The sequence below is a fragment of the Xanthomonas sp. genome (genome assembly GCF_017163755.1).
Classification (GTDB): Bacteria; Pseudomonadota; Gammaproteobacteria; order Xanthomonadales; family Xanthomonadaceae; genus Xanthomonas_A.
In genome coordinates this window covers 23,327-44,805 of record NZ_JAFIWC010000002.1, presented here as the reverse complement: position 1 = coordinate 44,805, position 21,479 = coordinate 23,327, and the positions used below count along the sequence as shown (strand labels likewise).

Genomic DNA, 21,479 nt, shown 5'->3' with positions numbered 1-21,479 from the left:
CGGCCCCGGATCCGGATATGCGGGCTTTGGCCGGATCGAATCGATGAAACCTGGATTGGGTTCGAGGGCACGCATTTCCTTGGCGCTGCTGTGGCTGGCGCTGCTGGCTGGCGGCGGCTGGTGGCTGGGCAACGTGCTGCAGGTGTCCGGGGATTTGCGCAAGTTCATGCCGGCCCGCGGTAACAGAAGGCGGTTCGCCACGTCCGAGGCCGCGCCCGCGGCTCCGGATCCGGACGCGTGGGCCTTGGCCGGATCGACTCGATGAATCCTGGATTGGGTTCGAAGGCACGCATTTCCTTGGCGCTGCTGTGGCTGGCGCTGCTGGCTGGCGGCGGCTGGTGGTTGGGCGCGGTGCTGCAGGTGTCCGGGGATTTGCGCAAGTTCATGCCCGAAGCCCAGACCCCTGCGCAGAAACTGCTGCTGGACGAACTCGGCGAAGGTCCCGGTTCGCGGCTGCTGCTGATGTCGCTCTCCGGCGCCGATGCCGCGACGCTGGCGCGGCAATCGCAACAGATGCGCGCGCAGCTGGCGGCGCAGCGCGATACCTTCGAACTGGTCGCCAACGGCGCCGACGCCGGCCTGGACGCGATTCCCGATCGCCTGCTGGCGTACCGCTACCTGCTCAGCGACAGCTTCGACGCCCGGCCGCTGGACGCGGCGGCCCTGGCCGACGCGCTGCAGGCGCGGGTGCAGGATCTGGGCTCGCCCGCGGCGGCGGCGGTGGAGCCGCTGCTGCCGCGCGACCCGACCCTGGAAATCCTGCACCTGGCCGAGAGCCTGCAGCCGGCCGGCGGCCCGCAGCCGCGCGAAGGCGTGTGGTTCGACCGCGCCGGCCGCGACGCGCTGCTGGTCGCGCAGACCCGCGCCGCCGGCTTCGACCCCACCGGCCAGCAACGCGCGGTGGACGCGATCCACGCCGCCTTCGCCCAGGCCAGCGCCGGCAGCCGCAGCCGATTGACCCTGACCGGCCCCGGCGCGTTCTCGGTGGAGATCGGCGGGCGCACCCAGCGCGAGGCGCAGTGGATCGGCATGCTCGATACGGTCGGGCTGGTGCTGCTGCTGCTGGTCGCCTACCGCAGCTGGAAGATCCCGGTGCTCGGCGTGCTGCCGCTGGCCAGCGCCGGGCTGGCCGGGCTGGGCGCGGTCGCGCTGCTGTTCGACGGGGTGCACGGCATCACCGTGGCGTTCGGCTTCACCCTGATCGGCGTGGTGCAGGACTATCCAATCCATCTGTTCAGCCACCAGCGTCCGGGCATCGACCCGCGCGCCAACGCGCGCGCGCTGTGGCCGACCCTGGCCACCGGCGTGGTCGCCACCTGCATCGCCTACGTCACCTTCCTGTTTTCCGGCGTCGACGGCCTGCGCCAGCTGGCGGTGTTCACCATCGCCGGGCTGGCGACCGCGGCGGCGACCACGCGCCTGCTGTTGCCGGCGCTGATCGACCCGTCGCCGCGCGACCATGCCGATTCGCCGGCGCTGGCGCGGCTGTGGCGGGGCATCGCGCGACTGCCGCGGCCGAAATGGTCGCTGCTGGCGGTGGCGCTGGCCGCGGCCGCGGTGCTGGCGTTCGCGCCGGGTCCGTTCTGGCAGAACGACCTGTCCAAGCTGACCCCGGTGCCGGCCGAGGGCCTGGCCCAGGACGCGCGCCTGCGCCAGGAGCTGGGCGCGCCCGACGTGCGCTACGTGCTGGCGCTGCCGGCGGCCTCGGCCGAGGCCGCGCTGGCCGCTTCCGAACGGCTGCGCCCGCGCCTGGACGCGCTGGTCGCCGACGGCGCGCTGGCCGGCTACGACATGGCCGCGCGCTACCTGCCCAGCGTCGCGACCCAGCAACGGCGCCAGGCGGCGCTGCCGGACGCGGACGCGGCGCGCGCGCTGACCGATGCGGCGGTGGCCGATACGCCGTTCCGGCGCGAGGTCTTCGCCCCGTTCCTGGCCGACCTGGAGCAGGCGCGCCGCGCCGCGCCGCTGGCGCCACGCGACCTGCGCGGCACGCCGCTGGCCGCCAGCGTCGACGGCCTGCTGCTGCTCGGCGACGGCCACGCCACCGCGCTGGTGTCGCTGGTCGGGCTGCGCGATCCGGCGCCGCTGGCCGGCGCGCTGCGCGGCAGCGGCGCGCAGCTGCTGGACCTGAAGGACGCCTCCGAATCGCTGGTCGCCGCCTATCGCGGCCGGGTGCTCGCCGCGCTCGGCATCGCCGCGCTGCTGCTGGCGCTGACCGTGGCGATCGCGCTGCGCACGCCGCGGCGCATCGCGCGCGTGCTGCTGCCGATGGCGCTGACCACGCTGCTGGTGCTGGCGATCCTGCGCGCCGCCGGCGTGGAGCTGAACCTGTTCCACCTGATCGCGTTGATCCTGGCCGCCGGCCTGGGCCTGGACTACGCACTGTTCTTCGACCATGCCGGCGACGACCGCGCCGACCAGCTGCGCACGCTGCACGCGCTGATCGTGTGCAGCCTGATGACGCTGCTGGTGTTCGCGTTGCTGGCCGCTTCCAGCATCCCGGTGCTGCGCGCGATCGGCAGCACCGTTGCCCTGGGCGTGCTGTTCAATTTCGTGCTGGCGCTGCTGGTATCGCGGCAGACCGCGCGCGACGCGCCGGCGCCTGCATCGCATGCCGCGCGGCAGGGGCCGCGATGACCGGGGTGCGCGGACGCGAGGCGATCGCGGCGCTGGTGCCGCACCAGGGCCTGATGTGCCTGTGGGAGGAGGTGCTCGAATGGGACGCGCAGCGCATCGTGCTGCGCAGCCATGCGCACCGCGCGGCCGGGCATCCGCTGCGCAGCGGCGGCCGCCTGCGCGCGCTGCACCTGTGCGAGTACGGCGCGCAGGCGATGGCGGTGCACGGCGGCCTGCTCGGTCGCGCCAGCGGCCAGCCGGTGCGCCCCGGCGTGCTGGTGGCGCTGCGCGCGGTGCAGCTGCAGGTGGCCTATCTGGACGACCTGCCCGGCGCGCTCCAGGGCCAGGCCGAAGTGCTGCTGCAGGGCGAGGACAGCCAGCAGTACGCGTTCCGCATCGAGCATGCCGGCGTGCTGCTGGCCGAGGGGCGCGCCTCGGTGATGCTCGGCGCGGCGTAGCGCATGCGTCGCTGCATCGTGCGCGCAGGCCACGGCTCATGAAGGCGCTCAGGGCACCCAGGCCGGGCGATCTGTTCTATGTCCCCGCCGTCGATGCCACCGATGCGCCCGGCTTCGTGATCGCACGCTACATCGAGCTCATACCGCCTGCGCTCGGTCACCTGATCGAGGTCTTCGCCGATTTCCATACGCATATCCCGGCATCCATGGCCCAGGTGGACACGTCGCGGCGGCTGTTCAGGCCGATCTTGTGCAGCCTGCGCTTCCCGGGCATGCCGCGCTGGAAGATCCTGTTCAGCGATCCCGCCTACGCAAGATCCGACTCCGGTTACGACCGGATCCAATTCGCCTTCGATACGGACCTGTGGATCGGAGGGGCCAGCCATCCGGCGACCGCGGACCGCCTGGCAGGCGTCGAACCGTCCGTCTGCTGGCGGATGGACCATGTGATGTTCCGCGTCATCGCGCACCTGCGCGGGGCCATCGCCGAGAACGCATGCATGGAGCACTTCGCCCTGCCGGACGACTTGCGGGTCGATAGCGAGGTTGCGCGCGAACGGGTAAGGAAAGCCGCGCACGGCATGCAGACGCTGCTCGGCGGCGAATGAGCGAACCTCCGACGCCGGCGCCGCGCGGCTGGAGTTGGCCGCTCACTGCGCCTGCGGATCGAAGTACGCCTCCCAGGAGCATGGCGAGGCCTGCAGCGCCCGGGCCTTGGCGAAATACAGCGGCGCGTGCCTGCGCCCGGCGCCGTTGCGCAGGGCCACGCCAAGGTTGAAGCAGGTGTTGCGGTCGCGCGAGCCGCGCGCGAGCGCCTGCCGCAGCGTCGCCGCCGCCTCGGCGTAGCGGCCCAGGTCGCACAGCACCGTACCCAGCCCGGTCAGCAGCTCGGGATCGTGCGGTTGCGCACGCACCGCCTCGCGCAGCAGCGCTTCGGCCTCGGCGAGATTGGCGTCCCAGCGCTGCGGATCCCGGTAGATCGCCTGCGTCAGCGACCGCGCGCGGGCGAGCGCGTTCATCGCCACGCGCACGCCACCGGACGCGCGGCGGCGCGGCCGGCCGCCATGCGCCGCAAGCCGATGCGATGCGCGTGCGCGACCCGGCCACTGCCCGGCCGTCCCCGCTGCTGCGCGGACGGCGTCCGGCGCAGGCGGCATGCGCCATGCGCTGGGAGCGGCTTGCCATCCCTGTCGCAGCCGCGCCTGCCGATGGCGTGCCAGAAGTGCGATTCGTACATTCCGTAGTTCCGTGAGTGCGCGCGCCGATCGCAAAAGGCGGCGGCCAGCGCCGGCGCACGAAGATCCGGCCCGCATGCTACGTCCGCCGCCAGCCCCTGGCAAAGACGCGGCGGTGCGGCCGCGTGCCCGGCGCTGCCCGTGGCTGCATCGGCCTGTCGCCGTGTTCTACGATGGCGGGCCATCCGCCGCCAACGCCCCACGGAGAACCTGCATGACCGAGCCTTCGACGAAACGCCGCGCCTTGGTCACCGGCGGCAGCGGCGATCTGGGCGGGGCGATCTGCCGGCGCCTGGCCGCGGACGGCCTGCACGTGATCGTCCATGCCAATAGCAATGTGGCGCGCGCGCAGGCGCTGGTCGATGCCGTGGTGGCGTCCGGCGGCAGCGCCGAGGCGGTGGCCTTCGACGTGGCCGATGCCGACGCCAGCGCCGCCGCGCTGGCCGCGCTGCTGGAGGCCGGGCCGATCCAGGTCGTGGTCAACAACGCCGGCATCCACGACGACGCGCCGATGGCCGGGATGAGCGCGGCGCAATGGCATCGGGTCATCGACGTGTCGCTGCACGGGTTCTTCAACGTCACCCAGCCGCTGCTGCTGCCGATGGCGCGCAGGCGCTGGGGCCGCATCGTCAGCGTATCGTCGGTGGCGGCGGTGCTCGGCAACCGCGGGCAGACCAACTACGCCGCGGCCAAGGCCGCGTTGCACGGCGCCAGCAAGTCGCTGGCGCGCGAGATGGCCAGCCGCGGCATCAGCGTCAACGTGGTCGCCCCGGGCGTCATCGAAGGCGCGATGGTCGGGGACACGTTCGCGCCGGACGCGATCAAGCAGCTGGTGCCGGCCGGCCGTGCCGGCACGCCGGACGAGGTGGCCGCGCTGGTCGCGTTCCTGTGCTCGGACGCGGCCGGCTACGTCAACGGCCAGGTGATCGGGGTCAATGGCGGCATGGGCTGACGGCCCGGGCGCGGCACTTGGAATGCGGCCGGGCGGGGACTATAGTCGGGCCATGTCCGCCCTTCCTGCCCCCAAGAAGCGTCCCAGCCGGGTCCCGGGCGGGACGGTTGCGACCGTGTCCGAGCTCAAGGACCGGACCTACGCCGTGTTCACCGGGTCCGGCGTGCGCGTCGACCTGCAGGCGTTCTTCAGCAGCGAATCCGGGCGCCAGGCGGTGAGTAAGATGGCGCGCACGGTCAGGGGCCACGTCGAGGCGAAGCGGCCCAAATAGGCCGCAGGGGCAGGGAATGCCTTTCAACCAATTGCTGTTGCCGCTGATCGGCGGCTATCTGTTCGTCAACTTCACCTTCATCACCTCCTACTGGGCCTCGCGCCAGGGCAAGGAGCAGTTGCTGATGGCCTCGGCGCTCGTGGGGATCCTCGCGCTGGCGGCGGCGCGGGTGCTGGCGGTGCTGTTGATGGCCACGGCGTGGGGCCGCGAGGCCTGGCAGCTGCTGCATCTGGTCGCGCCGTATCCGGGCATCGGCACCGCCTTGCTGGCGTTCGCGATCTGCCTGTCGCTGCGGGTATGGATCAACTGGTTCTGGCCGCGCGACGAAGCGGCGCTGTGGCTGTACGGGACCGGCACCTACAACAGCCTGGAGCGGCTGTTCTTCCTCAGCGTGCTGCGCGTGGAACAGGTCCGCACCCGCGGCTTCGTCGCCGAACTGGCGATCCGCATGCTGTGGCATCCGCCGTTGCGCCTGGGCCGCTGGCTGTCGCGCCTGCTGGCGCCGCGCGCGGCGTCGGACCAGGCCGGGGCGGATGCGCACCCGGCCGACCGCCTGGACGCGCTGGAGACCAGCGACGGCCTGCTCGCGCCGGTGCCGGTGCTGCTGTCGCTGAAGGATCGCAAGGTCTATGCCGGCTGGCTGGAATGGATCCCGCCGCTGCGCGCCGATGCCTCGCCGTACCTGCGCCTGATCCCGGTGTGGAGCGGCTACCGCGATGCGCAGACGTTGCGGGTGGTGGTGACCGAGAACTACTCCGAGGACATCTTCTCAGGTTCCGAGCTGCCGGCGGCGAAGGTGATCTCCACCGGCGACATCGCCAATGCCAGCCTGTTCGATCCGGACGTGTTCGATCGCTTCGGCAGCGAACCGGCGGAGGCGGAGCAGGGCGAACCGGATCCGGACGCTACCCCGCAAGCGCCGCGCCCGCGCGCCGCCGACGCGGAGTGAGCGCACATGTCGCCGCGCGCGAACGCGGCGAATGCCACTAGCGAAGACAAACGCCGTAGCGCTCCACGCGGCGGGTCGCAGATCCCGATCGCGCCGGACCCTGCGCCGTTCCGGCACGGCGCGCGGACCTCACGCCGCGCGCGCGTACCAGTCGTCGGCCAGCGAGCTTTCGCCGGCCGGCGCGTCGGCCAGCAACGCGTCCAGGCCGTGGTCGCCGATGGCCGGATGCTGCGCGCGCGCCTGGCCGAGCACTTCGCGCGCCAGCCAGCCCATGCGCGCGACGTTGCCGCGCAGCCGCGCGACGAAGGCCTCGTCGTCCAGGGCTTCGCCCAGCGCCGCGTTGAGCCCGTGGAACCAGCCGATCAGGTACTGGTCCAGCAGCCGGCCATCGGCCAGCGGCGGGCGCTGCGCCTCGTTGTGCCGGCCCCAGTCGCGCAGCAGCGCCTGCATGCCCAGGTTCAGCGCGCCGGCGCGCTGGAAGTCGCGCCTGAGCCGGCCGAGCACGGCGAGATGGGCGATGCGCCCGGAGAAATACAGCGGCGCCAGCAGCGACCAGTAGTAGGTGTAGTCCCAGATCACCTTGACCGGCATCACCTGGGCGTCGCCGAACAGCGCGTACTGGCCTTGGTACAGGGTCAGGGTGTTCTCGTAGAACGAGAAGTACATCTGCTGGTACAGCTCGGCGTACTGGGCGAAATCGCCGCCGGCGCGGTCGCGTCCGATCAGTTCGCAGATGTAGGTGTTGGAGATGGCGATGAAGTCGCTGCCCGGCGAATAGAACGGGTCCAGGAACACGCCGGCCTCGCCGGTCAGCGCCCAGCGCCGCGCCGAGAACACCTGCTTGCAGCCGTAGGAGAAATCGCGCAGGAACAGGAAATCCTGCAGCGCGTGCTCGCTGCGCTGCAGCGTGCGCGCGACCTGCGGCTGGTGCTCGCGCAGCCACGCCATCGCCTTGTCGTGGGTGTTCATCGTCTCCAGCGGATGCATCGCCGCGTCGCAGACGATGCCCAGCGAGTGCGCGCCGGAGGACAGCGGGATCAGCCAGAACCAGTAGCCCGGGCCGCACATGTGGTTGGTCGAGCGCCAGCGGTCCGGCGGCGTGCAGCGCTGCAACCAGCCGCTGTCCTGCGACCAGGCGTTGGGATCCACCAATCCGTCCACCCGCCACCACACCGCGTTGGCGTTGTGCGCGTTGTCCTGGGCCAGGCCGAGCTTGCGCTTGAGCAGGCCGGCGCGGCCGCTGGCGTCCACCACCCAGCGCGCATGCACGGTGCCGGCCTGGCCGTCGCGCTCGTAGCGCAGCCGGTGGTCTGCAGCGTCGTCGGCCAGGTCGATGCCGCGCACCGTGCAGCCGTCGATGAATTCCACGCCCAGCGCGCGCGCGCGTTCGCCGAGGAAGTTCTCGAAGCGGCCACGGTCGATCTGCCACGACGGGGTCGGCATCAGCTGGCTGACGCCCAGCTCGGTGCAGCGGTCGATGTCCTCGCGGCCGTCGGAGAAGAAGAAGCGGAAACCGAACTTGCGGATCTGCTCGGTATCCAGGTGATCGCGCAGGCCGAGCACGTTGGCGAAGTAGTGCGCGCCGATCTCCACCGACGATTCGCCGACCTTGAACGCGGCCTCGCGCACCGGATGGGCGCGCCGTTCCAGCACGCTGATGCGCAGCTGCGGATCGCGCTGGCGCAGTTGCAGGGCCAGGGTCAGTCCGGCCAGCCCGCCGCCGGCGATGGCCACATCTGCGCGCGTGGAGGTCATGTGGTCTCTTCCGTGGCCGAAGCGGCCCTGGCCACCGTAGCAAATTCGCCGCCCGGATCGTCGATCAGCACCGGGCTGGCGCGCACGCGCCGGTAGGTGCGCAGCAGGTGGCCGTGGCGCAGGACCTGCAGGACCACGTGCGAGGTGATCTTCCACAGGTCGCGCACCAGCCGGAAATGGCTCTTGCGGAAGGTGCCGGGCGCGTGGCCGGCGTAGCGGGTCTCGATCGGCACCGCCACCACGCGCGCGCCGGCCTGGCGCGCGGCGGAGATCAGCATCTGCGCCTCGAACACGAAGCCTTCGCCGGGCACGTCGGGCAAGGTGAACACCGACTGCGGGTACAGGCGCTGGCCGCTCTGGCTGTCGACCAGCTGGAAGCCGCAGCCCCAGGCGATGCCCCAGTCGCCGAAATCGTTGCCGATGCGGCGGATGGTCGGCTGGCTGGCGCGCTTGCGCAGCCGCGCGCCGACGATCACGCAGCCGGGGTGGCGGTTGGCCGCGGCCAGCAGCCGCGGGAAGTCGGCGGCGCTGTGCTGGCCGTCGCCGTCCATCGTCATCACCGCGCGCGCGCCCTGGCGCTGCGCCTCGGCGAAACCGCTGCGCAGCGCGGCGCCCTTGCCGCGGCGCTGCGGATGGCGGATCAGCGTGACCGGCAGGTCGGCGATGCAGTCGGCGGTGCCGTCGTCGGAGCCGTCGTCGACCACGATCACCCGCGGGCAGTGCGCCAGCGCATCGCCCACCACTTCGCGGATGCGCAGCGATTCGTTGAGTGCGGGGATCAGGATCGCCGCGTCGGCGGCGCTGAGCGGGGTACGGGTCATGCCGTCAGCTCCACGCGCAGGCAGCGTCCCGGGCCGGCGCGCAGCGTGCAGCCGTCGCCGCCGGCGGCCAGCGCGTCGAACAGCGCCAGCATCGGCGCCATCGCGTTGCCCGCGGCGTGGCGCGACAACGCGCCGCCGGCCACCTCCGGCTCGCCGTCGAGCAGCTGCACGCTCAGCCGCGGCTTGTCCGGCGCGGCCGCCGCGGCCAGCACCAGCGCGCCGCCGCACAGGCCTTCGCTGCGCGACACCCGGCCCAGCGGGCCGACCGAACGGCTGTCGTAGCCGACCAGCAGCACCGCCTCGGCGCCGGCCGCCAGCTGCGCCAGCGCCTCCAGCAGGCCTTGCGCGAAGCTGGCCTGGTGCGCGCTGATCGCGGTCGCCGCGGCGGTGGCGCCGGCGCCGATGGTCCAGTAGCCGGCGGCGGCGTTGTGCACCGAGTTGTGGAACTTGGTCGGCGAGATCGCCAGCGGATCGCTGGCCAGCGTCGCGCACATGTAGTCGGTGATGGCCAGGTCGCCATGGGTGGAGGTGAACACCGACGGCAGCGTGGCCGGATCGCGGCCGGCGTCCTGGCACGCGGCCAGCGCCGCTTCCAGCGACACCGCCACCGTGTCCGGCGCGCGCCGCCGCTCGTTCGCCGCCAGCAGCTGCGGCGCCGGGCGCGGCGGGGTGTCGAGCAGCGCGCCGCTGCCGTCGGCGAAGGCGCGCGCGGCCGTCCACGACGGCAGCCCCGGGCTCCAGAAACCGATGCCCTCGACGCTGGCCGACAGCCGCGTCATGCGTCCGCGCGCCCGAACAGCAGCGAGCAGTTGTTGCCGCCGAAACCGAAGGAATTGTTCATGGCGTAGCGGACCTGCGCGTAGGCGTTGTCGAAGCGGATCTGCGGGCCGCACTCCGGATCGGGGATTTCGCTGTTGAGGGTGCCCGGCAGCAGGCCGTCGCGCAGCGCCAGCAGCGCGAACACCGACTCGACGATGCCCGCCGCGCCCAGGGTATGCCCGGTCCAGGCCTTGGTCGAGCTGGCGTGCAAGGTGGCCGGGAACAGCGCGGCGACCGCGGCGGCCTCGATGCTGTCGTTGGCCGGGGTGGCGGTGCCGTGCAGGTTCAGGTAGCCGACCTGCGCGGCGTCCACGCCGGCGCGGTCCAGCGCCTCGCGCATCGCCAGCCGCGCGCCCAGGCCCTGCGGGTGCGGCGCGGACATGTGGTGCGCATCGCTGGATTCGCCGTAGCCCAGCAGCAGCGCCGCCGGCGCGGCGGTCGCGTCGGCGCGTTCCAGCAGCGCGTAGCCGCCGGCTTCGCCCAGGGTCAGCCCGACCCGGCGCACGTCGAACGGACGGCACGGCTCGGGCGACACCAGCTGCAGCGCGTTGAAGCCGAACAGCACGCTGCCGCACAGCGTGTCCACGCCGCCGACCAGCGCCGCGTCGACCACGCCGGCGGCGATCAGCCGCGCCGCCTGCGCGAACACCTTGGCGCTGGACGAGCAGGCGGTGGCCACGGTGACGCTGGGGCCGCGCAGGCCGGTGGCGTGCTGCACGAAATCGCCCAGCGAGTGCGGCGTGTGCACGATCGGCCGGTCCAGGTCGTCGGCGAAGCGCGCGCCGGCGGCGTCGTGGTCGAGCCGGGTATAGGCCTCCTCGCTGGCGCCGATGCTGGAGGTGGACGTGCCCATCACCACCGCCACGCGCTCGGCGCCGTAGCGCTGTGCGGCCGCGGCGACCGCCTCGGGCAGCCCGTCGTGCTGCAGCGCCATCCACGCCAGGCGGTTGTTGCGGCACTCCCACGGCGCCAGCGCCGGCGGCAGCGGCTGCGTCTCCAGCGCGTCGACCCGGCCGATCCAGCACGGCAGCGGCTGCGCGCCGAAATCGTTGCGGCGCAGGCCGCTGCGACGCTCGCGCAGCGCTTCGGCCTGGGCCTGCAGGCCGGCGCCCAGCGCGGTGGTCGCGGTATACGCACGGATGGCGATGGGTGCGATGCGGGGCGACGAGGGCGCTGCGGTCACGCGGTCTTCCGTGGAAATGAATTGCCCGAGTATATCTAGGCGGGTCGTGAAACCGTAAAACGCCCTTCGCACGAGAATGAACGCGAACCGGCATGCGGCCCGCGTTTATAAATGGCCCGCGCTTTCGCCGCTGGCGCATTTCCTCCACAATCCCTGGCCTTCCACGCCGGGCGCGCCCCACGGGCATGCAAGCCTACGTCTACAAAAGCCAACGCAAGCCGGACGCCTACGTCTACCTCGCCGCGCGCGACGATTTCAGCGTCGTGCCGCCGGCGCTGCTGGCATCGCTGCAGCCGCTGGTGTTCGCGCTGGAAGTGGCGTTGACCCCGGAACGCAGGCTGGCCCGCGCCGATGCGGCCAAGGTGCGCGCGCAGCTGGCCGCCGGCGGCTTCTATCTGCAATTGCCGCCGCCTCCCGACGGCCGGATCGATCGACGCGATGACTGATTCCCCGTTCCGCCAGCGCGCGCCGTTGATCGCCGCCGCACTGGGCGCGCTGCTGGCGCTGGCCGGCGGCCTGGGCCCGGTGGCCGCGGCGCTGGGCGCCTGGCTGGCGCAGCCGGCGTTCGCGCTGGCGGTCTCCTGGCACCGCGGCAGCCGCCCGCGTCCGGCCACTGCCGGCGCGCTGCGCCACGAGCTGCCGGCGCTGCTGGCGCTGTGGGCCGGCGGCCTGGGCCTGGTCGCGTTGCTGGTGGCCTGGCCGCTGGCCGCGCTGCACGACAGCGGCAGCCTGGCCGCGGCGCTGGCGCTGAGCGTGGCCGCCAGCGCGGCGCTGCTCGGCCTGTGGCGGACCTGGCCGCTGTGGCACGAGATCGAGCGCGAGGGCGGCAGGCTGGGCACACGCTGGCACGCGTTGGCGGCGCAGGACGTGCAGGCCTGGCGCGGCCTGGCGGTGGCGGCACTGGTGCTGGCGCTGGCCGGCGCCGGGGTGATCCTGGCCTGGCCGGGGCTGCTGCCGGAGGCGGCGCGCTGGCCGCTGGCGCTGGCCTACGCGCTGCTGTCGCCGCTGCTGCACGGCCTGCTGCAGCGCGTCGCCGCGCCGCAGGCGCTGGTCGCGCCGACGGTGTCGGCGGACCTGTTCGCCGAGCTGGCGGCCAGCGCCGCGCACGACGGCGACGAACCGCCGCCGCCGCACGACGAACTGCACGCGGCGCTGTACGACGCGGCGCGCGGCGGGCGCGTGGACCGCGCGCTGCAGCTGCTGCAGGCCGGCGCCGACCCGCACGCGCTGCCGGCGCCGGAATGGCGCGACCAGCGCAGCCTGCCGGTGCTGGCGGCGGTGCTGCCGGACCTGCGCCTGCTGCGCGAGCTGATCGTGCGCGGCGTGGACGTCAACCAGCCGCACCTGGGCATGACCCCGCTGCTGGCCGCCACCCGCGACAGCTGGCACGGCCGTCCCGAGGCGGTGATGACCCTGCTCGCCAACGGCGCCGACCCGCGCGCCAGCGACACCGACGGCAACACCCCGCTGCACCACGCCGCGCGCAGTTCCGATCCGGGCGTGGCCGCGCTGCTGCGCGATGCCGCCGCCGAATTGGACGCGCTGAACCGCGACGGCCTGACCCCGCTGGCGGTGGCCTGCCACGTCGGCAACTGGCGCCTGGGCAAGTTCCTGCTCGAGCGCGGCGCCAAGCCCGAACCGGCCGACGGCAGCCCGGTGCTGCTGGCCGCGGCCGGTACCGAAGAAGACGATCCGGCCGGCGTGCAGCTGCTGCTCAAGCACAAGGCGCGGGTCGATGCGCGCGACCGCCAGCGCCGCAGCGCGCTGCACGAGGCGGCGCAGGCCGGCCACGTGGAGATCGTCGACGCGCTGCTCGGCGCCGGCGCCAACCTGGAGGCGCGCGATGCGCTGGGCCGCACGCCGTGGCTGGAGGCCGCGCGGCATGGCCGCGTCGCGGTGCTCGAACACCTGCTGCCGCACAAGCCCGACCTGACCGCCGTCGATGGCGAAGGCCGCAACGCGGTGCTGCTGGCCTGCACCGCCGACCAGGTCTCGCCGGGATTGATCCGGCGCCTGCTGGAGCTGGGCGTGTCGGCCGCGCAGCCGGACCAGGGCGGACGCCGCGCGGTCGACCTGGCCGCCGAGGCCGGGCGCTGGGCGATCGTCTCCGCGCTGGATCCCGATTACCCGCTGCCGGCGGCGGTCAGCGATGGCCAGGGCGAGGTCGGCAGCGCCGGCCTGCCCGACCGGCCGCCGCTGGAACTGCTGCGCGAAGGCCTGCAGCTGGGCCAGCGCGACGGCCTGGCGGCGCTGGCGCGGCTGTGCGCGGGCGAGGAACTGGGCGCGCTGCTGCACGACCCGCACCTGGCGCTGAACCCGACCGCGGTGGACTGGCTGCTGGCGCACGGCGCCGCCGCGGAGGTGCACGACGCCTGCGGCGACACGCCGATGTTCGCGCTGCTCTCGCGCGGCGTGGAAGCGGTGCCTAGCCTGCAGGCGCTGCTGCGCCACGGCGTGTCGCCGGCCGGACGCGGCGGCCTGACCCGGCTGCTGGCCGCCTGCGCGCAGCACGACCACGCCTCGCGCGGGCTGGAACAGTTCGCGCTGGAACTGCTCGAACGCGGCGCCGATCCGTTCGCGCCGTCGCCGGCCGGCGACCCGCCGCTGTCGCTGGCGGTGCGCCTGGGCTGGCTGCGCCTGCAGCTGCAGCTGCTCGAGCGCGGCGCCGACCGCGAGGCGCGCGACAGCCACGGCATGACCGCGCTGCACCTGGCCGCCGCGCTCGGCCGCGAGGCCTCGCTGAAGCTGCTGATCCAGCAGGGCGCCTCGCCGGAAGCGCGCGCCGCCGACGGCCAGACCCCGCTCGGCGTGGCTCTGTCCAGCGGCCGCCGCGATCTGGCCGACTGGCTGGACTGGCGGGTGTGGCCGCTGCCGCGGCGCCCGCTGCGCGAGGCCGACGTGCCGGCCGCCGCGATGCTCGGCGACGCCGATGCGATCCGCCGCCTGATCGACCTGGGGCTGCCGGTGGATGCGGTCGACGCGCAGGGCTGCACCGCGCTGCTGCGCGCCGCCGGCGGCGGCCATGCCGCGGCGGTGGACCTGCTGCTGGCGCGCGGCGCCGACCTGCAGCACGCCGCCAACAGCGGTGCCACGCCGTTGTCGGCAGCGGTGAGCATGCGCCAGACCGAGATCGTCGCCGCGCTGCTGGCCGCCGGCGCGCAGATCGAACACCGCCTGCCCGGCGGCGTCACCGTGCTGATGCTGGCCTGCGCGCTGGGCCTGCCGGACATCGCCGCGCGGCTGCTGGCCGCCGGCGCCGACGTGCACGCCGGCGACGCGCAGGAGCTGGCGCCGCTGCACTGCGCCGCGCTGTACGGTTTCACCGCGCGCGACAAGGCGCGGCTGCTGGCGCTGCTGGATACGCTGCTGCTGGCCGGCGCCGAAGCCGACCGCAGCGCCGCCGGCGCGGTGACCCCGCTGCTGCTGCTGCTCGGCGCCCGCGCCGAGCCGGGCACCGCCTGCGAGGAACCGGTGGTGCTGGCCGGCGTGGAGCGCCTGCTCGACGAAGACGTGAGCCTGGACGTGCAGGACCCGCGCGGGTTCGGGCCGCTGCACCTGGCCGCGCTGCACGGCCTGCCGCTGCTGGTGCAGCGCCTGCTGCGCGCCGGCGCCGATCCCGACCTGCGCGACACCCTCAACCGCACCCCGCGCGAGATCGCGGTGATGCGCGGCTTCGTCGACGTGGCCGGCCAGTTCCAGCCGGCGGTGCCGGGCGTGTCGTCGATGGCCCGGTTCCTGCGCGAAAGCCGCTGAACCGAAGTGCCTCTCCCGGCCGGCATGGCCGGGCAGCTCCAGCCGGCTGTGCCGGTACGTCGCCGATGGCCGGTTCCTGCCCGAAAGCCGCCGTACCAAAGCCCCTCTCCCTCCGGGAGAGGGGTTGGGGTGAGGGTACGAACGAAGCGGCAAAGCCAAACGCCCAGGGCTCTCCAAAATCCGAGCCTAGAACCCCGAGCTCGCGCCGACCCCATCCCTCGCAACGCGCCAAGCGATTCCGGCAGCCCGGATTCGTTGCCGAGTTCAAGCTCACCCATCCAGTGCGATGAGCGCGGCGCGGCCAATGGCGCAAGCTCCGGCACGGCCGCCGCGCGGAGCCCAAGGCCGGCGCTGGAATTCTTCATCCCATCAGCGCAAAACCCGCCATCAGCTTTTGCAAACATTCGCCATGGGAGACTGATCGCTTCGTGCGGCAACGCACCGGCAAGCTGAGGAGAGCGGCACGATGGTGGCGCGCATCGAGGACTACGCCATGCTCGGCAACTGCCGCAGCGCGGCGCTGGTGGATATCCGCGGCTCGATCGACTGGCTGTGCCTGCCGCGCTTCGATTCCGATGCCATGTTCGCTGCGCTGCTGGGCACGCCGGACAACGGGCGCTGGTCGATCGCGCCCATCGCCGAGTTCAGCAGCCGCCGCCACTATCGCGACGGCAGCCTGGTGCTGGAGACCGAGTTCCATACCGCGGACGGCGCGGTGGCGGTGGTGGACTTCATGGTCGCCAGCCTCGACGACGACGTGCACAACCATGTGGTGCGGATCGTGCGCGGCGTGCGCGGGCGCGTGCCGATGCGCATGGAACTGCAGCTGCGTTTCAACTACGGCCGCACCATCCCCTGGGTCTCACAGATCGACGGCGGGCTGCAGGCGATCGCCGGGCCCGACCAGATCGCGCTGCGCACCCCGCAGCAGCTGCAGGGCCACGGCTTCACCACCGACGCCGAGTTCACCCTGGGCGAAGGCGAGAGCACCTGGTTCGTGCTCAGCCACGGCGTCTCGCACCACGCGCTGCCGCCACCGCTGGCGCCGCAGGACGCGCTGGCGCAGACCGAGGCGTTCTGGCGCGGCTGGTCGCGGCGCTGCATCGACGCCGGTCCATGGACCGAGGCGGTCAAGCGCTCGCTGGTGGTGCTCAAGGGACTGAGCTACCTGCCCACCGGCGCGATCGTCGCCTCGCCGACCACCTCGCTGCCGGAACGGCTCGGCGGCGAGCGCAACTGGGACTACCGCTTCTGCTGGCTGCGCGATGCGGTGTTCACCCTGACCGCGCTGCGCGCAGCCGGCTATTCCGACGAAGCCGGCGCCTTCCACACCTGGCTGCAGCGCACCGTGGCCGGGTCGCCGGACCAGTTGCAGGCGCTGTACGGCATCGGCGGCGAACGGCGCATGCCCGAATGGGAAGTGGACTGGCTGCCCGGCTACGAGGGCGCGCGGCCGGTGCGCGTGGGCAATGCCGCGGCCGCGCAGTTCCAGCTCGACGTGTACGGCGAGGTGATCGCCGCGTTCCATCGCGCCCACCAGCAGGGCATGCCCAGCGCGGTACACGGGCGCTCGCTGGCGCGGCAGCTGCTGGAGGTGCTGGAGCAGTGCTGGCGCGAGCCGGACGAGGGCATCTGGGAGATCCGCGACCAGCGCCGCCACTTCGTCCATTCGAAGGTGATGGCGTGGCTGGCGTTCGACTGCGGCGCGCGCGACGGCGTCACCGATGGCGACGCCGCGCAGCGTGCGCGCTGGCGCGCGTTGGCCGACGAGGTCCGCGCGCAGGTGCTGGAGCAGGGCGTGCACCGCGACGGCTATTTCGTGCAGAGCTACGGCAGCGAGCGGCTGGACGCGGCGACGCTGCTGATCCCGCTGATCGGCTTCCTGCCGGCGGACGATCCGCGCGTGGCCGCCACCGCCGATGCGATCGCGCAACGGCTGAGCACCGGCGGACTGGTCGAGCGCTACCGCGCCGACGAGGCCAGCGGCGACGGCCTGCCGCCGGGCGAGGGCACCTTCATCGCCTGCAGCTTCTGGCTGGTGGAGAACTACGCGCTGCTCGGCCGCACCGCGCAGGCGCGCGAACTGTTCGAGCGCCTGCTCGGGTTGTGCAACGACGTCGGCCTGCTGGCCGAAGAATACGATCCGCGCAGCCAACGCATGCTCGGCAACTTCCCGCAGGGCTATTCGCACGTGGCGCTGGTCCACGCCGCATTGCGCCTGCACGGTCTAATCGGCGAACAGGAAACCCATCCATGAGCGACGCGACGGTAAGAACCCCTCCCTGCCTGATCGTGGTATTCGGCGCACGCGGCGACCTGACCCGCCGGCTGGTGCTGCCGGCGCTGTACAACCTGCGCCGCAGCGGCGCCTTGCCGGAGGAGTTCGCGGTGATCGGCGTGGACCACGGCGACATCACCGAGCTCAGCTGGCGGCGCATGCTCGGCAACGCCTTGCGCGGGCTGATGGCCGACCGCGACGCCGAGTTCAAGGCCGACGGCATGGACGAGGACGTGTGGAACTGGCTGCGCGCGCGCCTGCACTACCTGCGCGGCGACTTCGCCGATCCGGCCACCTACCGCGCGCTGGGCGAGGTGATCGCCAAGTACGACGCGCAGTACGGCAGCGGCGGCAACGTGCTGTTCTACCTGGCCACCGCGGCGCGCTTCTTCGGCCCGGCGATCGAGCAGCTGGGCGCCGCCGGGCTGGTCGAGCAGCGCGCCGACGGCGGTTGGCGCCGGGTGATCGTGGAGAAGCCGTTCGGCCACGATCTGCGCAGCGCCAAGGAGCTCAACGCCATCGTCGGCCGCGTGCTCGACGAGGACCAGGTGTTCCGCATCGACCACTTCCTGGGCAAGGAGACGGTGCAGAACATCCTCGCCTTCCGCTTTGCCAACGGCCTGTTCGAGCCGGTGTGGAACCGCGACCGCATCGACCACGTGCAGATCACCGCCGCCGAGACCATCGGCGTGGAAGGCCGCGGGCGTTTCTACGACCCCACCGGCTGCCTGCGCGACATGGTGCCCAACCACCTGTTCCAGCTGCTGGCGATGATCGCGATGGAACCGCCGGCGGCGTTCACCACCGCGGCGATGCTGCGCCGCCGCGCCGAGGTGATCGAGGCGGTGCGGCCGCTGGCCCCCGGCGACGTGGTGCGCGGCCAGTACGCGGCCGGCGCGATCGGCCGCAACGCGGTGCCCGGCTACCGCGAGGAAGACACGGTGCCGGCCGATTCCAACACCGAGACCTACGTGGCGATGAAGCTGGCGGTGGACACCTGGCGCTGGGCCGGGGTGCCGTTCTACCTGCGCACCGGCAAGCGCCTGCGCGAGCGCACCACCGAGATCGCGATCCGCTTCAAGCCCGCGCCGCTGGCGCCGCTGCGCAGCGCCGAGATCGGCGGCTACGGCCCCGACTGGCTGGTGCTGCACATCCAGCCGGACGAAGGCATCTCGCTGCAGTTCGACGTCAAGCGCCCGGGCGCGCAGGTGAGCCTGGCGCCGGTGCGGATGGACTTCCGCTACCGCGACTGGTTCCCCAAGGAATACACGGTCGGCTACGAGCGCCTGCTGCAGGACTGCATGAACGGCGAGGCGGGGCTGTTCCAGGACGCGACGATGGTCGAGGCGGCCTGGCGCATCGTGCAACCGATCCTCGATGCCTGGAAAGGCTCGGCCGACGAGGTGGCGCAGTACCCGGCCGGCAGCGCCGGCCCGGCGACGGCCGACGCGCTGCTGGCGCTCAACGGCGGCCACAGCTGGCGCACCCTGACCGCAGGCCGCCGCCCGCCGCCGCGGCGCGCGAGCGACGGCGCGGACGCCCGGCCGCCGGCGCTGGCGAAGCGCGCCGCGGCCGCGCCCGCCGCATCCGGGAAGGCGGCGGCTTCCAAGTCGGTGGCGTCGAAGAAGGGTCCGGCTTCCAGGTCCGCCGCGCCGAGGAGCACCGCCGCGTCCAAGCCGGCCGCAACCAGGAAGGCTGCGGCGGACGGTGCCGCAAAGCCCAAGCGGGCCGCGAAGTCCGCGCCCGCGAAGGCGAGCAAGCGCGCGGCGAAAAAACCGTCCGCTGCCCCGGCCAAGCGGCGCCCGGCCGCGCGCTAGCCCGTAGCGCGGCGCTCCGGCAGCGGTACGGTGCCGGCAGTGCGTCGCGGCGCTTTGCAGCAGCGATTCCAGTCGCGACAGGCGAAGCGGCGCGATGGCAGGCTTCGGCCCCCGGTCGGGGCTGCAGCCCCTCCTACAGTGCCCCAGCAGACTTGCCGCAGGTCCCTGTAGGAGCGGTTTCAACCGCGACGAACGAAGCGGCGGACTTCCCAGCTCCGGTCACAGTCGGGGCTGAAGCCCCTCCTACAGTGCCCCAGCAGACTCGCCGCAGGCTCCTGTAGGAGCGGTTTCAACCGCGACGAACGAAGCGGTAGACCTTCCGGCTCCCGGCACAGCCGACGCCCTCCTGCAATGCTCCAGCCGGCAGTTCGCCAGGCCCTTGCAGGCACGCCTGCGGATGGCATCGGGCCATCGGTCGCGCTGAACGAAGCGACGAAGTGGGCCAGCGGACCCCGTATCCGCACCGCCACCACGCCCTACGACTCGCGCTTCGCCCTCGGCGACGCATCGCCGGTACCTTCGCCGGGCGCCTCGCTGGCGTCGGCCTCGAACAGCTTCATCAGGTCGGTGCGCGCATCGCGCGAGGTCTGAATCACCGCCGCGTCGTCGTCGTAGACCAGGTGCTGCGCGCGCAGCAGCTGCCGGTCGTGGTCGCGGAAGCGCGCGATGCGGTCGCGCGCGGTGTCTGGCGGCAGGCCCAGGCTCACCAGCACCCGCTCGCTCAGCTCCAGGCTGGAGGCGAACACCTCGCGGAACGGTTCGGCGCCCAGGTCCATCAGCCGCCATGCGTGCTGGCGGTTGCGCGCGCGCGCGAACACCTGCGCCTTGGGATACAGGCGCCGGATCAGCCGGGTGGTCTTGATGTTGGTGTCCGGGTCGTCCATCGCCACCACGAACACGCGGATGTCGTCGCTGCCGGCCGCGCGCAGCAGCTCCGGGCGGCTGGGATCGCCGTAGTACAGCTTGTTGCCGAAGCGGCGCAGGTCCTCCACCGTGTCCGGGTTGTGCTCCAGCGCGACGAACGGGATGCGTTGCGCGGTGAGCATGCGCGCGACGATCTGGCCGAAGCGGCCCATGCCGGCGATCAGCACCTGCGGGCGCTGCTCGTCGACGGTGTCGTAGGCGGCGCTGGGTTTCGGCGGCGCGCGCCCGGCCTTGTCCGCGTTGCCGTCGAGCAGGCGCTGGATGCCGATCAGCAGCAGCGGGGTCAGCGCCATCGACACGCCGACGATGGCCACCAGCCGGTCGTGGTTGGCATCGTCGAGCAGCCGCACGCGCTGCGCCTCGGTGAACACCACGAACGCGAACTCGCCGCCCAGCCACAGCAGCCCGCCCAGCATCAGCGCGCTGCGCCACGGCAGCTTCGCCACCCGCGCGATGCCGACCAGCAGGCTGAACTTCACCAGCAGCAGCGTGGCCACGCCGCCGGCGACCAGCCACGGCTCGGCGATGATCCGGTCCAGGTCGATGCCCATGCCCACCGCGATGAAGAACACGCCCAGCAGCAGGCCCTGGAACGGCTCGATCTGCGCCTCCAGTTCGTGGCGGAATTCCGAATCGGCCAGCAGCACGCCGGCCAGGAACGCGCCCAGGCTGGGGCTCAGCCCGGCCTGTTGCATGAACCACGCGGTGCCCAGCACCACCAGTAGCGCGCTGGCGGTGAACACCTCGGGCATGCGCGTGCGCGCCACCACGCCGAACAGCCGCCGCAGCACGAAACTTCCGAACAGCAGCACCACCGCCAGCGCGCCGAGCGCGCGCGCCACGTCCGGCCAGGCCAGGGTGTCGTTCTTGGCCCCGCCCAGCAGCGGGATCGCCGCCAGCAGCGGGATCGCGATCAGGTCCTGGAACAGCAGGATGGCGAAGCCCAGCCGCCCGTAGTCGCTGTTGAGCGCCTTGCGTTCGGCCAGCAGCTGCAGCCCCACCGCGGTGGACGACAGCGCCAGCGCGATGCCGACCACCAGCGCGCTCTTCCAGCCCATGTCCAGGAACAGCAGCAGCACGCCGAGCGGCAGCGCGGTCAGCACCACCTGCGCGGTGCCGGCGCCGAACACCGAGTGCCGCATCAGTTTCAGCCGCGCCGGCGACAGCTCCAGCCCGATCAGGAACAGCAGCATCACCACGCCGATCTCGGCGGCATTGAGGATGCGCTCGGTGTTCTGCACGAAGCCCAGTCCGTCCGGGCCCAGCACCACGCCGGCGGCCAGGTAGGCCAGCACCGCGCCCAGGCCCAGGCGCTTGAACACCGGCACCGCGATCACCGCGGCCAGCAGCAGGACCAGCGCCAGCTCCAGGCCGCCGCTATGCATGAGTCGTCTCCATCCCGCCATTATGCGGCCGCCGCGCGACGGCCCGCTTACCCGGATTGGGGGAAGGCGCAGGCATCCGTGGGTTCACGGCGGCGCTGGTGCGCTGGTGCGCTGGGCGGCGCCGGTGCGTCCCATGGGAGCCTGGCAGAGGGCGTCGGCATTCGCGGCTTTGCTCGTCGCGACTGAAGTCGCTCCCACAGGGAAACTGCGGATGGCTGGCTGGGTGCACTGCAGGAGGGGCTTCAGCCCCGACCCAGACCGGT

General features: G+C 72.8%; 17 protein-coding genes. 11 read left to right on the top strand and 6 right to left on the bottom strand.

Annotated features, from left to right (window positions below; translation table 11 throughout):
* Positions 1-43 precede the first annotated feature (43 nt).
* The 4 genes from JR065_RS02100 to JR065_RS02085 are packed head-to-tail and all read left to right on the top strand — an operon-like array spanning position 44 to position 3,682.
* Entirely contained in the window at positions 44-265 is a 222-nt protein-coding gene (locus JR065_RS02100; protein WP_206231669.1) for a hypothetical protein, read from the top strand.
* Entirely contained in the window at positions 262-2,637 is a 2,376-nt protein-coding gene (locus JR065_RS02095; protein WP_206231668.1) for an MMPL family transporter, read from the top strand. The genes JR065_RS02100 and JR065_RS02095 overlap by 4 nt, the downstream gene beginning before the upstream one ends.
* Positions 2,638-2,642: 5 nt before the next feature.
* On the top strand, positions 2,643-3,074 hold the full coding sequence (locus tag JR065_RS02090; RefSeq protein ID WP_206231873.1) for a phosphotransferase: 432 nt from the start codon (positions 2,643-2,645) through the stop codon (positions 3,072-3,074).
* A 38-nt stretch (positions 3,075-3,112) separates the two neighbouring features.
* Entirely contained in the window at positions 3,113-3,682 is a 570-nt protein-coding gene (locus tag JR065_RS02085) for a hypothetical protein (RefSeq protein WP_206231667.1), read from the top strand.
* Positions 3,683-3,724: 42 nt separating this feature from the next.
* Here JR065_RS02085 and JR065_RS02080 read toward each other — a convergent pair whose 3' ends face one another.
* Positions 3,725-4,093 (bottom strand): tetratricopeptide repeat protein, encoded by a 369-nt coding sequence (locus JR065_RS02080; protein ID WP_206231666.1) that lies wholly within the window; start codon positions 4,091-4,093, stop codon positions 3,725-3,727.
* A 430-nt stretch (positions 4,094-4,523) separates the two neighbouring features.
* Between JR065_RS02080 and fabG the strand changes: the two genes are divergently transcribed.
* From fabG to JR065_RS21665, 3 genes are all read left to right on the top strand, one after another.
* Positions 4,524-5,261 carry a 3-oxoacyl-ACP reductase FabG gene (fabG, locus tag JR065_RS02075; RefSeq protein WP_206231665.1) on the top strand — a complete coding sequence of 246 codons (738 nt, stop codon included), beginning with the start codon at positions 4,524-4,526 and terminating at the stop codon, positions 5,259-5,261.
* Positions 5,262-5,376: 115 nt separating this feature from the next.
* Positions 5,377-5,532, top strand: a complete 156-nt coding sequence (locus JR065_RS02070) for a hypothetical protein (protein WP_206231664.1) — start codon at positions 5,377-5,379, stop codon at positions 5,530-5,532.
* Between the two features lie 16 nt (positions 5,533-5,548).
* Entirely contained in the window at positions 5,549-6,481 is a 933-nt protein-coding gene (locus tag JR065_RS21665) for a hypothetical protein (protein ID WP_206231663.1), read from the top strand.
* 129 nt (positions 6,482-6,610) lie between these two features.
* On the opposite strand, the gene JR065_RS02060 is transcribed toward JR065_RS21665, so the two are convergent.
* From JR065_RS02060 to JR065_RS02045, 4 genes are read right to left on the bottom strand one after another with little or no spacing between them, the layout of a single operon-like run.
* Entirely contained in the window at positions 6,611-8,236 is a 1,626-nt protein-coding gene (locus JR065_RS02060; protein WP_206231662.1) for an NAD(P)/FAD-dependent oxidoreductase, read from the bottom strand.
* Positions 8,233-9,057, bottom strand: a complete 825-nt coding sequence (locus tag JR065_RS02055; RefSeq protein WP_206231661.1) for a glycosyltransferase family 2 protein — start codon at positions 9,055-9,057, stop codon at positions 8,233-8,235. Before JR065_RS02055 ends, JR065_RS02060 begins: the two co-directional genes overlap by 4 nt.
* Complete coding sequence (locus JR065_RS02050; protein ID WP_206231660.1) at positions 9,054-9,836, bottom strand: beta-ketoacyl synthase chain length factor; 783 nt, start codon at positions 9,834-9,836, stop codon at positions 9,054-9,056. Before JR065_RS02050 ends, JR065_RS02055 begins: the two co-directional genes overlap by 4 nt.
* The gene (locus JR065_RS02045) at positions 9,833-11,032 is read right to left on the bottom strand and encodes a beta-ketoacyl-ACP synthase (RefSeq protein ID WP_206231871.1); all 1,200 of its coding nucleotides are present in this window, start codon (positions 11,030-11,032) and stop codon (positions 9,833-9,835) included. The genes JR065_RS02050 and JR065_RS02045 overlap by 4 nt, the downstream gene beginning before the upstream one ends.
* A 212-nt stretch (positions 11,033-11,244) precedes the next feature.
* On the opposite strand from JR065_RS02045, the gene JR065_RS02040 reads away from it, so the two are divergent.
* From JR065_RS02040 to zwf, 4 genes are all read left to right on the top strand, one after another.
* Entirely contained in the window at positions 11,245-11,505 is a 261-nt protein-coding gene (locus JR065_RS02040; RefSeq protein WP_206231869.1) for a YcgL domain-containing protein, read from the top strand.
* On the top strand, positions 11,498-14,812 hold the full coding sequence (locus JR065_RS02035; RefSeq protein ID WP_206231659.1) for an ankyrin repeat domain-containing protein: 3,315 nt from the start codon (positions 11,498-11,500) through the stop codon (positions 14,810-14,812). The genes JR065_RS02040 and JR065_RS02035 overlap by 8 nt, the downstream gene beginning before the upstream one ends.
* A gap of 466 nt (positions 14,813-15,278) precedes the next feature.
* A complete protein-coding gene (locus JR065_RS02030) occupies positions 15,279-17,069 on the top strand; it encodes a glycoside hydrolase family 15 protein (protein WP_206231658.1) in 1,791 nt (596 codons plus the stop codon).
* Positions 17,066-18,907 carry a glucose-6-phosphate dehydrogenase gene (gene zwf / locus JR065_RS02025; protein ID WP_206231657.1) on the top strand — a complete coding sequence of 614 codons (1,842 nt, stop codon included), beginning with the start codon at positions 17,066-17,068 and terminating at the stop codon, positions 18,905-18,907. Before JR065_RS02030 ends, zwf begins: the two co-directional genes overlap by 4 nt.
* A gap of 476 nt (positions 18,908-19,383) precedes the next feature.
* On the opposite strand, the gene JR065_RS02020 is transcribed toward zwf, so the two are convergent.
* Entirely contained in the window at positions 19,384-21,216 is a 1,833-nt protein-coding gene (locus JR065_RS02020; protein ID WP_206231656.1) for a monovalent cation:proton antiporter-2 (CPA2) family protein, read from the bottom strand.
* Positions 21,217-21,479 lie beyond the last annotated feature (263 nt).